This is a genomic window from Pseudomonas sp. B22129 (genome assembly GCF_044218875.1).
Classification (GTDB): domain Bacteria; phylum Pseudomonadota; class Gammaproteobacteria; order Pseudomonadales; family Pseudomonadaceae; genus Aquipseudomonas.
The window spans coordinates 178,858-192,572 of the sequence record NZ_CP162592.1; the positions used below are offsets into that span (position 1 = coordinate 178,858).

Genomic DNA, 13,715 nt, shown 5'->3' on the forward strand with positions numbered 1-13,715 from the left:
AAGATGTGTGACAATGCCCACCACTTTGAGCCAACACCAGAATCAACATGACCGCCCCCAGCACGCCAAAACCTCCGCGCAAGAAGCCTAAAACCGCCGCCACGGCCAAGCCCGTCGCCCCGCGCAAGGAGGCCACCCTGCATCCGCGCAACCGCCACACGGGCCGTTACGACTTCCCGGCGCTGATCAAGACCACGCCGGAACTGGCGAAATTCGTGATCATCAACCCTTATGGCAAAGAGAGCATCGACTTCGCCAGCCCGGATGCGGTGCGAGTGTTCAACCGGGCGCTGCTCAAGTCCTTCTACGGTATTCAGCACTGGGATATCCCGGCCGACTACCTGTGCCCACCGGTGCCGGGGCGTGCGGACTACGTGCATTTTCTCGCCGACCTGTTGGCCAGTAACAACGACGGCAAGATCCCGCGTGGTTCGATCGTCAAGGTGCTGGACATCGGCATGGGCGCCAACTGCGTCTACCCGCTGATTGGCTATATGGAGTACCGCTGGAATTTCCTCGGCTCGGAAGTCGACCCGATCGCCGTGGCCGCCGCCAAAGCCATCGTGCAGTCCAACGACCTGAGCAAGGTCATCCAGTTGCGCCAGCAAACCAACCCCAAGCAGATCCTGCTGGGCTTGCTGGAGCCGGGCGAGCGCTTTGACCTGACCATGTGCAACCCGCCGTTCCACGCGTCCATGGACGAGGCCACCAAAGGCAGCGAACGCAAGTGGCGTGCCTTGGGCAAGGCAGACCCGAAGCGCAAGTTGCCGGTGTTGAACTTCGGCGGCCAATCGGCCGAACTGTGGTGCGAAGGCGGCGAAGCACGGTTTGTGACGCAACTGATCGCTGAAAGTGCGCATTTTGCCCACAAGGTATTGTGGTTCAGCACCCTGGTGTCAAAAGCATCGAACCTGCCCGCGATCGAGACCGCCCTGAAAAAAGCCGGCGTGCTGGAAAGCCAGGTGGTGGAGATGTCCCAGGGCCAGAAGCAAAGCCGTTTTGTGGCGTGGACGTTCCAGACCAAAAACGAACAGCAGATCTGGCGCCAGCGCTGGGTGCGCGACTAACCTGAAGCGCGCTTTTGTGGCGAGGGAGCTTGCTCCCGCTGGACCGGGCTGGCGCTCCAGTGCGCAGCGCTCCCAAGATTTTGGGGCCGCTTCGCAGCCCAGCGGGAGCAAGCTCCCTCGCCACAGTAAGCTAGCGACTAAAAATCGCAGGCAACAAAAAACCGCGCCCGGATCGCTCCGGAGCGCGGTTTTTTTTGCTGCGTCTTACTTGTTAACAGCGTCGGTCAGGCCTTTGGCCACAACCAGCTTGATAACTTTCTTGGCAGCGATTTCGATGGCAGCGCCAGTCGAAGGGTTACGGCCAGTACGGGCAGGACGCTCGGTCACTTTCAGTTTGCCAACGCCTGGCAGAGTGATTTCGCCGCCGTTTTCCAGCTGATCAGCAACGATCTGGCTCAGTTGGTCCAGCAGAGCGCGCACGGTGGTCTTCGGTGCGTCTACTGCTTCAGCCAGGTCAGCGATCAGTTGGTCTTTAGTAATAGCCATTGTGGTGTTCCTTCCCTATCAAATTCATATGGATTGCAGAGTGCAGTGTCAGCCGTCGAGCCCGACCGTCATGGCCTGGCACCCCCGGCTATAACCACGGAGATCGGGGTTATAGATGCTTGAAACGGGGATTGGTTCGACCTGACAGATGCTGAATGCACGCTTAACGCCGAGACTTGGCGTAAGACGGGGCAAAACTAGCACAGAGACGGGGAAATATCCGCTTCTACCTAGCCATTTGGTCAGCTTTATCGCTCTAAACCGTGAAAAAAAGGAATATCGCCCGTCAGAGGTCGCCCAAAACAGCCTTCCAGGCGTGTCTTGGCCAACGGGTGCGGTACACTGGGCGACTTTTCGGGGAGGCCACCGGCTCCCCTTCAACCAGCCGAGAAGCCTATGCCGATCCGTCATTGCATCGTCCACCTGATCGACAAAAAACCCGACGGCACACCCGCAGTTCTCCACGCCCGCGACTCGGAACTGTCCGAATCCGCCGCCATCGAGAACATGCTTGCCGACCTCAACGAGAGCTACAACGCCAAACAAGGCAAGGCCTGGGGTTTCTTCCATGCCGAGTCCGGCGCGCACCCGTTCAGTGGCTGGTTGAAGGAGTATTTCGACGGTGGCCAGGATTTCACCACCTTCAGCCGTACGGCGGTCGAGCATCTGCAAAAACTGATGGAAGAGTCCAACCTTTCCACCGGTGGCCATGTGCTGTTTGCGCACTACCAGCAAGGCATGACCGACTACCTGGCCATCGCCCTGTTGCACCACAGTGAAGGCGTGGCGGTGACCGACGAGCTGGACGTGACCCCGTCGCGCCACCTTGACCTGGGCCAGCTGCACCTGGCAGCACGCATCAACGTCTCCGAGTGGCAGAACAACAAGCAGTCCAAGCAGTATATTTCGTTTATCAAAGGCAAGAACGGCAAGAAGGTCTCGGAATACTTCCGCGATTTTATCGGCTGCCAGGAAGGCGTCGACGGCCCGGGCGAAACCCGCACCCTGCTCAAGGCGTTCAGTGACTTCGTGGAAAGCGAAGACTTGCCGGATGAATCGGCCCGCGAAAAAACCAAGACGCTGGTGGACTACGCCAGCAGCCAGGCCAAGCTCGGCGAACCCATGGGCCTGGAAGAACTGTCGGGTTTGATCGATGAAGATCGGCCAAAAGCCTTCTACGACCATATCCGCAACAAGGACTACGGCCTGTCGCCGGAAATCCCGGCCGATAAACGCACCCTCAACCAATTCCGCCGTTTCACCGGCCGCGCCGAGGGCCTGTCGATCAGCTTTGAGGCGCACCTGCTGGGCGACAAAATTGAATATGACGAAGCCGCCGGCACCTTGATCATCAAGGGCCTGCCGACCCAACTGACCGACCAGCTCAAGCGCCGTAACTGATGCTCGGCGGGGTTTTCAAGAAAGTCCTGCTGGTGTTGCTGGTGGTGGTGGTTATCCAGAACTGGGGCAAGATCGAGCGGCTGTTCAACCCTTCTCAAGTGGTTTCAGAGCAAGTGCGCGCTTCGGCGCGCGTGACGCTTTACTCCACCGAGTGGTGTGGCTACTGCAAGCAGATCCGGCGCTTTCTGGACCAGAAAGGTATTCCGTACCAGGCGTTCGATATCGAGAAGGATGCCCAGGCGCGCAAGGCGTATGAGGCGCTGGGGGGCGGTGGGATTCCGTTTGTGGATGTGAACGGCACGCTGATCCGGGACTTCAATCCCGAGGCGATCATGGCCGCACTGAAGTAACCCATCTATAAAACACTGAAGATCAAATGTGGGAGCGCCTATCTCAACGCAACACAATCATCCGGCCAAGCACACTGTGTTGTTCAAAACCGAGCACAGCCTGCAAGGCATTCAACACCGCCTGCGGGTCTTTGCTCGGAAAGCTGCCACTGACACGCTTGGCGCCCATCTCGTCGTTCAGCACGAAGATTCGGCCCGGGTAGTAACGCCCCAGATCCTTGACCACCTCCGCCAGCGGCGCCTTGTAATAATTGAGCCAGCCGTCACGCCAAGCCAGGCGTGATTCGCTGTCGACCGGATGCATCGCATCGGCTACGCCCTCGGCGTAGGCCACTTGCTGGCCTGCCGTCAGAATTTGCTGGGGGCCGCTGCGGGACGGCGTCACGCCGACGCGGCCAGAAAGCACCGTCACTTGGGCGCCAGCCGGTTGCAGGCGCACTTCGAACTGCGTCCCCAGCACCCGGGCCTCACCACTGCCCGCCTCCACCACAAAAGGCTGGCCGGTGTGAGTCACACTGAAAAAACCGGCGCCGCGTCGCAGGCGGATGTGCCGTTCACCCCGGCTGAAATCCACGGCAATCGCGCTGTCGGCGTCCAGCGTGACTTGGGATTGGTCAGCCAGGGTGACCGTTTTTATCTCCCCCGGCGCCGTGACGTAATCGGCGCCCAAATCATCCACCCAGCGCGACGGCTGCCAGCCGGCGCCCATCGACACCATCAGCACCAGGCATGCGGCCAGGGCCAGGGCGCCGCTCCAGCGCACGGCGGGTGTGCGTTTGGGCGTGTTCATCGCGTTGAGATAGCCCTGCAAGGCCAGCGCATCTTCGCCTGCCAGTTTGCGTGCCGGTACTTCACTCAGTTCCCACAGCACCTGGGCCTGGGCATAGGCCTCGACATGCGCCGGGTCGGCCCGCAGCCAACGGCTGAACGTGGCCTGGTCGCCACTGCTTGGCTGATCGTGCAGCAGGCTCAGCCAGTCGAGCGCGGCCTGTTCCTGGGCGGGCGTTGGGGTGACGTTCACGAGGCTTTCCCTGGCGTGCGTGGGGGTGATGGTTCGCGAAGGCTGGCTTTGCAGGCTTCGAGGGCACGCATCATATGTTTTTCCACGGCACTTTGGGACAGCCCCATGGCCTTGGCGATTTGCGCGTATTTGCGCCCGTGAATGCGGTTAAGCAGAAAGATCTGCCGGGTGCGCTCCGGCAAACTGCGCAGGGCGGCTTCGACATGGCGCAAATCATTGCCCGCTTCGAGGGCGGCCTGTGGTTCCGAGCTTTGGTTGTCTGGCTGTTCCGGCAACCAGCCCTCGCTGCTGCGCACCCGCGCGCCTTCGCTGCGCAGGTGGTCGATGGCGATGTTGCCGGCGCAACGCAGCAGGTAGGTGCTGAGTTCTTCAACCTGCACCAAGGGCCGGCGCCAGAAACGCAGGAACAGGTCCTGCACCAGGTCCGCCGCCGTGGCCCGGCAACCCACGCGGCGGCTGACCAGCGCTTCCATCTGCGAACGCTGGGACAAAAACACTTGCAGGAAATGCGCGCGCCCACCGGCCGCATCGGTGTGCGGGCTGTCCTGGGATTCCGGTGGGGTGCTGATCATCATAAGAAGCTCAGGATAGGGCGAAGGCCGCAACAGGGCTGGCCAGCAGGCCGGCGCCTGCCAGGATCAAGGCCAACCTTGGCCGATATGGCAACAGCAACACCAGTAGTAACGCGCTGAGCATCAACACGGCGCACCACTCCACCAGCCCCTGGCCCCAGCCCGTGGCGGCGACGGCCGGCCAGATCGCCAGCGTGAGCAGCAACCAACCCGCCACGCGCAAACCCAGGCGCCGACGCGGCGAAGGCTTGCTGTGAAGCAACTCGCCGTGATGGCGGTCTGTGGACAGGCACAACGCGGTAAACCCGGCATAGCACAGCAGCAGCGCAAGGAGCATTCAGAGGGCCTCCTGCTTGAGGGCCAAGCCCTGCGCGCGAGTGGCCTTGGTTTGCGGCGCAGCGCGGTGGTGCATCTTCCAGGCTGCCCACGTCAGGAACAGGCCGCTGGCGAAACACGTCAGGTCAAAGCCGGCCATGGCCCAATCGCCCTTGGCGAGTGACACGCCCAGGTGTTGCGAGGTGGTCAGCGCGTTGAGCAACGGGATCGCAATAAACAGCAAGGCGCCGACACTCAATTGCTCGACCCAACCTTGGCGCCCGCGACGCAAGAGCGCATGCACCAAGCTCAGGGCCCAGGCAATAAAGAAGACCTGCACCTCCCAGTCGGAACGCTCGGCGAAGCTTGCCGGCAACAGGCGGTTGGCCCAGAAGAAGGCGGCAATGGCGATCATCAGCCCGGACATGCTGGCGATGTTGAGCACTTCCACCAAACGCAGCTCAAACGGCATTACCCCGGTTTTCGCATGCTTGAGCTGGCGCTTGCCAAGCCAGATGACCAGCCCGGTGCCAATCATCGCCGTGCCCGCGAGGCCGCAGATGAAGTACAGCCAACGCAGCACCGGCCCGGCGAAATGGCCCATGTGCAGGCCGTAGAAACTGCCGCCGATTGCGGCTGGCAATGATTGATCCGCACTGACTCGCAGCAGCTCGCCCGTGTGGCCATTGAAGGAAACAGCACTGCCAAAATCATGTACTACGCGGTCGGAGCCGGCGCGCACGACATTGACCGAAGCGTTCACATCACCTGGATTGTTGACCACCAAGCGGCCCACGTGACCACCGCCCCATTGCCCACGCGCTTGCTCGTACAACGGCAATAACGGCAGCAACGCACCCGGCTGACCCAGCGCCGGTGCATTGTTTGTATTGGGGAACACTTCATTGAAAAACGCTCGACTGTCGCTGCCATAAGCCGCAGTGATCGGCGCAGGCATCACCATATTCATGAAGATCACCAGGCTGCTGTAGGTGATCATCAGGTGAAACGGCAGCACCAGCACGCCGACCGCGTTGTGCCCGTCGAGCCAAGAACGCTGGCCTTTGCGGGGGCGGAAGGTGAAGAAGTCCTTGAAGATTTTCTTGTGGGTGATGATGCCGGTAATCAGCGCGACGAACATCACCATCGCGGCAATCGTCGATAACCAGCGGCCCCACGGGTAGGGCATTTGCAGCTGGAAGTGGAAGCGGTAGAAGAAATCGCCGCCCATACTTTCACGGGCCTGCACCGGTTGAGCGGTGACAGGATCAAGCACCTTCTGAATGAAATTGCCGCGTTTGCCGGGGTCGATCTTGTCTTGCCACATCACCGACAGGCCGGGGTCGCGGCTGTCCGGCAAGGTGATAAACCAGCGTGCGGCGTGTGGCGCCTGTTGTTGCAGATAGGCTTGGGCGGCGGCAAGGCTGCGCGCGTCGTCCAGCGGATGGGCCTGCACTTCGGGTTGCATCCAGTGGGTAATTTCGTCCTTGAAATACGACAGGGTACCCGTCAGGAAAATCGCAAACAGCAGCCATCCGAAAATCAAACCGGCCCAGGTGTGCAGCCAGGCCATCGCCTGGCGAAAGCCCTCTTTCATGTGCGCACCACCCAGAACCCCACACCCGCCAGGGTCGCGAACAATGCGCTCGGCACCATCACGCCAAACCAGGCACGCCACGCCGTACGGCAGGCAAAGCACCAAATGACGGCGAGCAGGTAGAACACAAACGAACTCATCATCCCGGTGATCACCGCATCAGCGCGCGAGGTGGGCATCCACAGCGCCAGGCAGACGGCGGCCAGGGACGCCATCAGATAACCACCGACCACAGCCGCCAGCACGCGGGACGTGACGGCGAGGCGGTAAGCGGCCGGAAGTGAGGTTGTGCGTTTCATGCAGGAGGCGCCAGGTTCATCAGCGCGCAATATTAATGATAAATATTCTCATAAGCAAAAGAGAACGGATGAATCACCTGCCCTGGCGGATTGCCGAACAGTATCGGGCACCCTACAATGCGAACAATTCTTGTTCTCTAAAGCATGCCGATGCTTATGGAGTGTTCGCGTTGCAGCCGTCACACACCGTCGAAGTCTTGTATCAGGACCATCACCACTGGCTCACCGGCTGGTTGCGACGCAAGCTCGGCTGCCCGGAAAGTGCTGCTGACCTGGCGCAGGACACCTTCGTCCGCGTGCTCACCGCACGCGAAGCGCCGACGCTGATCGAACCACGCGCGTTCCTCACCACCGTGGCCAAGCGTGTGCTGTTCAACTTTTATCGCCGCCAGGACCTGGAGCGCGCCTACCTCGATGCATTGGCGCAGATGCCCGAACATGTGGCGCCGTCGGAAGAAGAACGCGCGATCATCCTGCAGACCCTGGTGGAACTGGATCAACTGCTCGACGGCCTCCCCGTTCAGGTCAAACGCGCGTTCCTGCTGGCCCAGCTCGACGGCCTGACTTACGCGCAGATCGGCGCGGAACTGGGCATCTCCATCGCCACCGTCAAACGCCACCTGAACAAAGCCGCCATGCGCTGCTACTTCGCTTTATGAATTTCTCCACACAAGTGGCCGAACAGGCCGTGCACTGGCTGATGGAAATGCAGCAAGGCGCACTCAACCCGCGCCAACAGGCGGCTTGGCAGCAATGGCTGGCTGCCCACAGTGAACATCAACGCGCATGGGACCATATCCAGCGCGTCAACCAACGGCTGCGCGGCATGCCCTCGCCACTCGCGCATGCGGCGCTGAACGCGCCGAAATCCAGCAGCCGGCGCCAGGCCTTGAAACTGTTGCTGATCCTCGGCGCCGGCTCCGCTGCAACCTGGGGCCTGCGCCAACAACATATTCTGCCGCCGTTGACGGCCGACTACCGCAGCCCCGTCGGCCAGCGCCGCAAAGTCCAACTGGCCGACGGCAGCCTGCTGCAGCTGAACACCGGCAGCGCTGTCGATGTGCATTTTGATGGCGGGCAGCGTTTGATCCGCCTGCTGGAAGGCGAAATCCTGCTGACCGCCCGCGCAGGCAGTGAACCATTGAAGGTGCTGACGGGCCAGGGCTTGCTCAGCAGCCAGTCGGCCCGCTTGAACGTGCGTCAGTTCAACGACCATACCCAACTGGCAGTGTTCGACGGCCATGTGGACGTAATGCCCAACCGCTACAGCGGCCTGCCGCTGACCGTTGAGGCTTCGCGCCAGGTCAACTTCACCCGCAAAGGCTGGGACACCCCACGCCCGACCGACGCCAACAGCGGCGCCTGGGCCGACGGCATGCTGGTGGCCGCGCACATGCGCCTGGACGACTTCCTCGCTGAGCTGGGCCGCTACCGCCATGGCCAGCTCAATTGCGACCCGCAGGTGGCCAACCTGCTGCTGTCCGGCAGTTACCCGCTGGACGACAGCGAACGCATTCTCGACCTGCTGGAAGTGAGTTTGCCGGTCAAGGTGCGACGTTTCACACGCTATTGGGTGACCGTTCAGGCACGCGCCTGAAAATATTTTCCAAAACAGTGAGCCGTTTTCCACCCCTCGCGTGACAGAGAAGGAAAGCCACCTTGACCTTTCCTTCTCAGGACCGCCCTTCATGCCCCAGCAACCGACGCTTCTCGCCCGCACCCTGCGCCAACTCCTGCTCGGCGCCAGCCTCAGCCTGACCGTGCTGCCGTCCGTCATGGCAGCCGATGCCAAGCCGTACCACATCGCGCCGACTTCGCTGGAAACAGCCCTGAACCAGTTTGGCCGTGAAGCCGGTGTGCTGATTTCTTTCGGTTCAGAAGTAACGGCGGGCATGCAAAGCCGTGGGTTGTCAGGCAACTACAGCGCCGCTGAAGGCTTGCAAAAACTGCTGGAAGGCACCGGCCTGCAAGCCCGCGCCGAGGGCGACAACGCCTATAGCCTGCAACCAGCCGGGGCCCCGGCCACCCTCGAACTGCAAACCTCCAACGTGGTCGGCGACTGGCTCGGCGACGCGGCGCAAACCAACGTGTTCGAGCATCCCGGCGCGCGTGACGTGATCCGCCGCGAAGAATTCGAACGCCAGGGCGCCACTCAGGCCCGCGACGTGCTCAACCGCATTCCCGGCGTGAATGCCCCGGAAAATAACGGCACCGGCAGCCACGACATGGCGCTGAACTTCGGCATTCGCGGCTTGAACCCCCGCCTGGCCTCGCGCTCTACCGTGTTGATGGATGGCATCCCGGTGCCTTTCGCGCCTTACGGCCAACCACAACTGTCATTCGCGCCCATCAGCATGGGCAACATGGACGCCGTGGACGTGGTTCGCGGCGGCGGCGCCGTGCGGTATGGCCCGCAGAACGTCGGCGGCATCGTCAACTTCGTGACCCGCGCGATCCCGGATGCGCCGACCGTCAAAGGCGGTTTGCAAACTGAAACCAGCCCGTCCTCCAGCCACGACGGCTTCAAGACCACCGGCAACCTGCTGGCGGGGGGCACGGCCGACAACGGCCTGGGCGGCGCGATCCTGTATTCCGGCACCCGTGGCGGCGACTGGCGTGAAAACAGCAACACACGCATCGACGACTTGATCCTCAAGGGCAAATACCAGCTCGATGACGCCAACAGCTTCAACGCCATGGCGCAGTACTACGAAGGCCAGGCCGATATGCCTGGCGGTTTGAACGTGAAGGACTACAAGGCCGACCCGTATCAATCCACCCGCCCCTACGACAAATTCTGGGGCCGCCGTACGATGTTCAACGCCGGTTACCGCTACCAGCAAGACCGCCGCGAATTCACCGCCAACACCTTCTTCACCACCACCTTGCGTAATGGCTACCTCGACCAGGGCAGTTTCCTCTCGCTGTCGCCGCGCGAATACTGGGTACGTGGCCTGGAAACCCGTTTCGCCCAGGGCTTCGACCTCGGCCCGACCAGCCATGAAGTGGGCGTGGGCTACCGCTACATCAACGAAGCTGGCCATGAATTGCGCTACCGCACGCCGATCAGCGCCAACCAACAGTTGCCAGACACCAACAGCCGCAACGACCGCGACACCCGTGGCGCCACCGAAGCCAACGCGTTCTTCGTCGATGACCGCATCGATATCGGCAAGTGGACCATCACCCCGGGCGTGCGCTACGAGATGATCGAATCCCAGCAGACCAACAACCTGACCAACTTGAAGTACAAGGGCGACTACAACACCGCGCTGCCCGCATTGAACGTGCTCTACCACCTCACCGACGACTGGAACCTCTACGCCAACACCGAAGGTTCGTTCGGCAGCGTGCAGTACAGCCAAATGCCCAACCGCGTCACCAGCGGCGAAGTGAAACCGGAAAAGGCGCGCACCTGGGAACTCGGCACGCGCTATGACAACGGCACCCTGCGTGCGGAAATCGGCGCGTTCCTGATCAACTTCGACAACCAGTACGACAGCAACCAGACCAACGACTCGGTAATCGCCCGTGGCGAAACGCGCCACCAGGGCATCGAGTCGAGCATCAACTACGCCCTCGACGGCTTGAGCCCGGCGCTGGCCGGTTTTGATGTGTACGCCACCTACGCCTACGTCGATGCAACCATCCGCGAAGACGGCCCGAACAAAGGCAACCGCGTGCCCTTCTCGTCCAAGCACAAAGGCACCCTGGGCGTGGGTTACACCGAAGGTCGCTGGAAGCTCAACCTCGACAGCAGCTACCAGAGCAGCCAGTTCGCCGACAACGCCAACACCAGGGCCGAAAGCGCAGACGGCAGTACCGGGCGCATCCCGGGCTACATGCTGTTCAGCAGCCGCGCGGCCTACGATTTCGGCCCGCAATTGTCGGATCTGAATGTGGCGGTCGGCGTGAAAAACATCCTCAACAAGCAGTACTACACACGCTCGTTTGACGATAACAACAAGGGCAAATACGTGGGCGAGCCGCGCACGGTGTATGTGCAGACGTCCATCGCGTTCTGATTGCCGGGACCTTACAAACGCTGCAAAACCCTGTGGGAGCTCCCACAGGTGATCGGCTTTGTCAGTTGGAGGGGTTAACTGCCCGCCAGGCAACTCGGCGTGCCGGCCACCAGAGCGTCGATGGCACAACGCACCTTGGCCGGCATATGCGCTGCCGTCGGCCAGATCACGTGGATCGGTGCAGGCCTGTCGCGGTAACTGGGCAGTACCGCTTCCAGTTGGCCGCGCAGCACGTAATGCGCAATCAACCAGCTCGGCAACCAGGCCAGGCCGACACCGGCAATGGCGGCGTCGGCAACGGCCTGCAAGTCGTCCAGTACCAACGGGGATACCACACCGGGGCGAAACGAGGTATTGCAACGGTAGGCAATACCTCGGTGGCCGATGAGATCATCGATACTTTCGATTCTTCCCACACGCTGCAAATACGCCGGTGAAGCTGCCAGGCCCACGGATTGCTCGCCCAACCGGCGTGCACTCAGGCGGTCGGAATCCGGCAGCGGGCCGATACGCACAGCTACGTCGAAACCTTCCTGCGCCAAGTCGGTTAATCGATCAGAGAACGAAATATCGATCTCCAACTCCGGGTAGCGGTCCATCAAACCCCATAACGCGGGCGCCGCATAATGATGACCGAATGCCAGCGGCAAACTGGCGCGCAAACGCCCGCGTGGCAATTGCCGGCCACTCTCCAGCACCGACTCGGCGGCCTCAAGTTCCGCCAATGCGCGCAGGCAATGTTCGTAATAGGCCTGCCCGTCTTCAGTCAGGCGCTGGCGCCGGGTGGAACGCTGCAAAAGGCAGGTGCCCAGCCGGGCTTCCAACCGCGCCAAGCCCTTGCCCACCGCAGAGCGTGTGAGGTTCAGGCGCTCTGCGGCCTCGGTCAGGTTGCCGCTTTCAACGATTTGCAGAAAGAGTTCAACACCGTCAAAACGTGGAGTGGCCATGTTTGAATTGTCGCCTTTGATTCCCCGATCAAAAGAAAACTTATCACGAATCAAGAACCAAACTCCCCTGAAAATAGATCGATACCTCATCGACAGGAGAATCCCCATGCCACCCGCCGCCACGTTATCGGCCACCCGCTCTGCGCGTACCGCCAGAGATGGCCTCGCCCTCACCGCCGTGTGCCTCGTTGCACTGATGTTTGGCCTGGAAATATCCAGCGTGCCGGTCATCCTGCCGACGCTGGAACAGCAACTGGGCACTGGTTTCCAGGATGCCCAATGGATCATGAACGCCTACACCCTGGCCTGCACCAGTGTGCTGATGGCAGCGGGCACATTGGCTGATCGCTTTGGCCGCCGACGCATGCTGGTGTTGTGCCTGTGGCTGTTCGGGCTCGCCTCGCTGGCGTGCGGACTGGCCACGGATGCCTCCACGCTGATCGCCGCGCGCTTCGTGCAGGGCGTGGGCGCCGGGGCGATGATGATCTGTCAGTTCGCGATTCTGTCGCACCAGTTTCGCGAGCCCGCCGCCCGGGCGCGGGCCTTCGCAGTATGGGGCGTGATCGCGGGTGCAGGCCTGGGCTTCGGGCCGATGGTGGGGGCGTTGATCCTGGCAGTGGCGGACTGGCGCTGGGTGTTTTGGGTGCATGTACCACTGACCTTGCTCACGCTGTTGCTGTTGCGCGTCAGCGTGCAGGAGTCCCGTGACCCGGCAGGCCATCGTCTCGACATAGCCGGCATGCTCACGCTGACGCTGTCGGTGTTCGCGCTGGTGTACTTCATCACCCAAGGCAGCGAGCACGGTTTCGCCACACCGGCAATGCTGGGCTGGGCTGGTTTAGCGCTGGCCGGTTTGCTGCTGTTCATCTTCGTCGAGCGGCGCAGCCCGCAGCCGATGTTTGATTTCGCGGTGTTTCGCATCCAGCGTTTCAATGGCGCGTTGATGGGTTCGATCGGCATGAACTTCAGTTTCTGGCCGTTCATGATCTACCTGCCGCTGTATTTCCAGGCCGGTCTTGGCTACGACACCCTGACCACAGGCGGTGCCCTGCTCGCCTATACCCTGCCGACCTTGCTGGTGCCACCGTTGGCCGAGCGCCTGGCCCTGCGTTATGGCGCCGAGCGCATCATCCCACTGGGCCTGGGTTTGATGGGTGCGGGTTTTATCGCCATGGCGGTGGCCAATACCGTGACGCAACCGAGCATCGTCTGGGTACTGATCAGTTGTGCGCTGGCGGGAATCGGGCTGGCACTGACCAACTCGCCCACCACCAACACCACCACCGGCTCGGTATCCGCCGACCGCGCGGGCATGGCCTCGGGCATCGATCTCAGCGCGCGGCTGATTACGCTGGCGCTGAATATCGCGCTGATGGGCCTGGTGTTGTTACTGGGGATCAGCCATCACCTGGCAAGCCTGCTGCCGGGCACCACCGCACTGGATTGGCCGGCGATCAGCCAGAACATTGCGGCGGGCAAACTGGACGTGCCGGGGATGACCCTCTCCGATGCCCGGGCGGCACTGCGCCACGGCGCCGGTTGGGCCATGCTGTTTGCGGGCCTGGGGGCTGGCGTATTGTCGATACTGAGCCGGTATTTCTTCCGGCGCGGCCGATAAACGAAAACGGGCCTGCA

Annotated in this window: 14 protein-coding genes; 7 read left to right on the forward strand and 7 right to left on the reverse strand. The window is 61.7% G+C overall.

The window, feature by feature from the left end:
- The first annotated feature begins 47 nt into the window (after positions 1-47).
- The gene (gene rlmF / locus AB4P94_RS00810; protein WP_395609008.1) at positions 48-1,067 is read left to right on the forward strand and encodes a 23S rRNA (adenine(1618)-N(6))-methyltransferase RlmF; all 1,020 of its coding nucleotides are present in this window, start codon (positions 48-50) and stop codon (positions 1,065-1,067) included.
- Between the two features lie 204 nt (positions 1,068-1,271).
- Here rlmF and AB4P94_RS00815 read toward each other — a convergent pair whose 3' ends face one another.
- Entirely contained in the window at positions 1,272-1,553 is a 282-nt protein-coding gene (locus AB4P94_RS00815) for an HU family DNA-binding protein (protein ID WP_003212743.1), read from the reverse strand.
- 396 nt (positions 1,554-1,949) lie between these two features.
- Between AB4P94_RS00815 and yejK the strand changes: the two genes are divergently transcribed.
- Positions 1,950-2,954, forward strand: a complete 1,005-nt coding sequence (gene yejK / locus AB4P94_RS00820; protein ID WP_003171997.1) for a nucleoid-associated protein YejK — start codon at positions 1,950-1,952, stop codon at positions 2,952-2,954.
- Positions 2,954-3,304, forward strand: a complete 351-nt coding sequence (locus AB4P94_RS00825; RefSeq protein ID WP_395609009.1) for a glutaredoxin family protein — start codon at positions 2,954-2,956, stop codon at positions 3,302-3,304. The genes yejK and AB4P94_RS00825 overlap by 1 nt, the downstream gene beginning before the upstream one ends.
- Before the next feature lie 43 nt (positions 3,305-3,347).
- Here AB4P94_RS00825 and AB4P94_RS00830 read toward each other — a convergent pair whose 3' ends face one another.
- Genes AB4P94_RS00830 through AB4P94_RS00850 form a run of 5 tightly spaced genes read right to left on the reverse strand, consistent with a single transcriptional unit; the run spans position 3,348 to position 7,108 of the window.
- Positions 3,348-4,325: a FecR family protein gene (locus AB4P94_RS00830; RefSeq protein ID WP_395609010.1), complete on the reverse strand. Its 978-nt coding sequence runs from the start codon at positions 4,323-4,325 to the stop codon at positions 3,348-3,350.
- On the reverse strand, positions 4,322-4,900 hold the full coding sequence (locus AB4P94_RS00835; RefSeq protein ID WP_395609011.1) for an RNA polymerase sigma factor: 579 nt from the start codon (positions 4,898-4,900) through the stop codon (positions 4,322-4,324). Before AB4P94_RS00835 ends, AB4P94_RS00830 begins: the two co-directional genes overlap by 4 nt.
- A gap of 7 nt (positions 4,901-4,907) precedes the next feature.
- On the reverse strand, positions 4,908-5,234 hold the full coding sequence (locus AB4P94_RS00840) for a DUF3325 domain-containing protein (protein WP_395609012.1): 327 nt from the start codon (positions 5,232-5,234) through the stop codon (positions 4,908-4,910).
- Entirely contained in the window at positions 5,235-6,809 is a 1,575-nt protein-coding gene (locus tag AB4P94_RS00845; protein WP_395609013.1) for a PepSY-associated TM helix domain-containing protein, read from the reverse strand. It abuts the gene before it with no gap.
- Positions 6,806-7,108: a DUF3649 domain-containing protein gene (locus AB4P94_RS00850; protein ID WP_395609014.1), complete on the reverse strand. Its 303-nt coding sequence runs from the start codon at positions 7,106-7,108 to the stop codon at positions 6,806-6,808. The genes AB4P94_RS00845 and AB4P94_RS00850 overlap by 4 nt, the downstream gene beginning before the upstream one ends.
- Before the next feature lie 170 nt (positions 7,109-7,278).
- On the opposite strand from AB4P94_RS00850, the gene AB4P94_RS00855 reads away from it, so the two are divergent.
- The 3 genes from AB4P94_RS00855 to fecA all read left to right on the forward strand — a co-directional run bounded on the left by AB4P94_RS00855 (position 7,279) and on the right by fecA (position 11,133).
- A complete protein-coding gene (locus AB4P94_RS00855) occupies positions 7,279-7,767 on the forward strand; it encodes a sigma-70 family RNA polymerase sigma factor (protein ID WP_395609015.1) in 489 nt (162 codons plus the stop codon).
- Complete coding sequence (locus tag AB4P94_RS00860) at positions 7,764-8,705, forward strand: FecR domain-containing protein (RefSeq protein ID WP_395609016.1); 942 nt, start codon at positions 7,764-7,766, stop codon at positions 8,703-8,705. Before AB4P94_RS00855 ends, AB4P94_RS00860 begins: the two co-directional genes overlap by 4 nt.
- A gap of 91 nt (positions 8,706-8,796) precedes the next feature.
- Positions 8,797-11,133, forward strand: a complete 2,337-nt coding sequence (gene fecA, locus AB4P94_RS00865; RefSeq protein WP_395609017.1) for a TonB-dependent Fe(3+) dicitrate receptor FecA — start codon at positions 8,797-8,799, stop codon at positions 11,131-11,133.
- 74 nt (positions 11,134-11,207) lie between these two features.
- Here fecA and AB4P94_RS00870 read toward each other — a convergent pair whose 3' ends face one another.
- Positions 11,208-12,080 (reverse strand): LysR family transcriptional regulator, encoded by an 873-nt coding sequence (locus tag AB4P94_RS00870; RefSeq protein ID WP_395609018.1) that lies wholly within the window; start codon positions 12,078-12,080, stop codon positions 11,208-11,210.
- 106 nt (positions 12,081-12,186) lie between these two features.
- Here AB4P94_RS00870 and AB4P94_RS00875 point away from each other — a divergent pair, with 106 nt between their 5' ends.
- Positions 12,187-13,698 (forward strand): MFS transporter, encoded by a 1,512-nt coding sequence (locus AB4P94_RS00875; protein WP_395609019.1) that lies wholly within the window; start codon positions 12,187-12,189, stop codon positions 13,696-13,698.
- Positions 13,699-13,715: the final 17 nt, after the last annotated feature.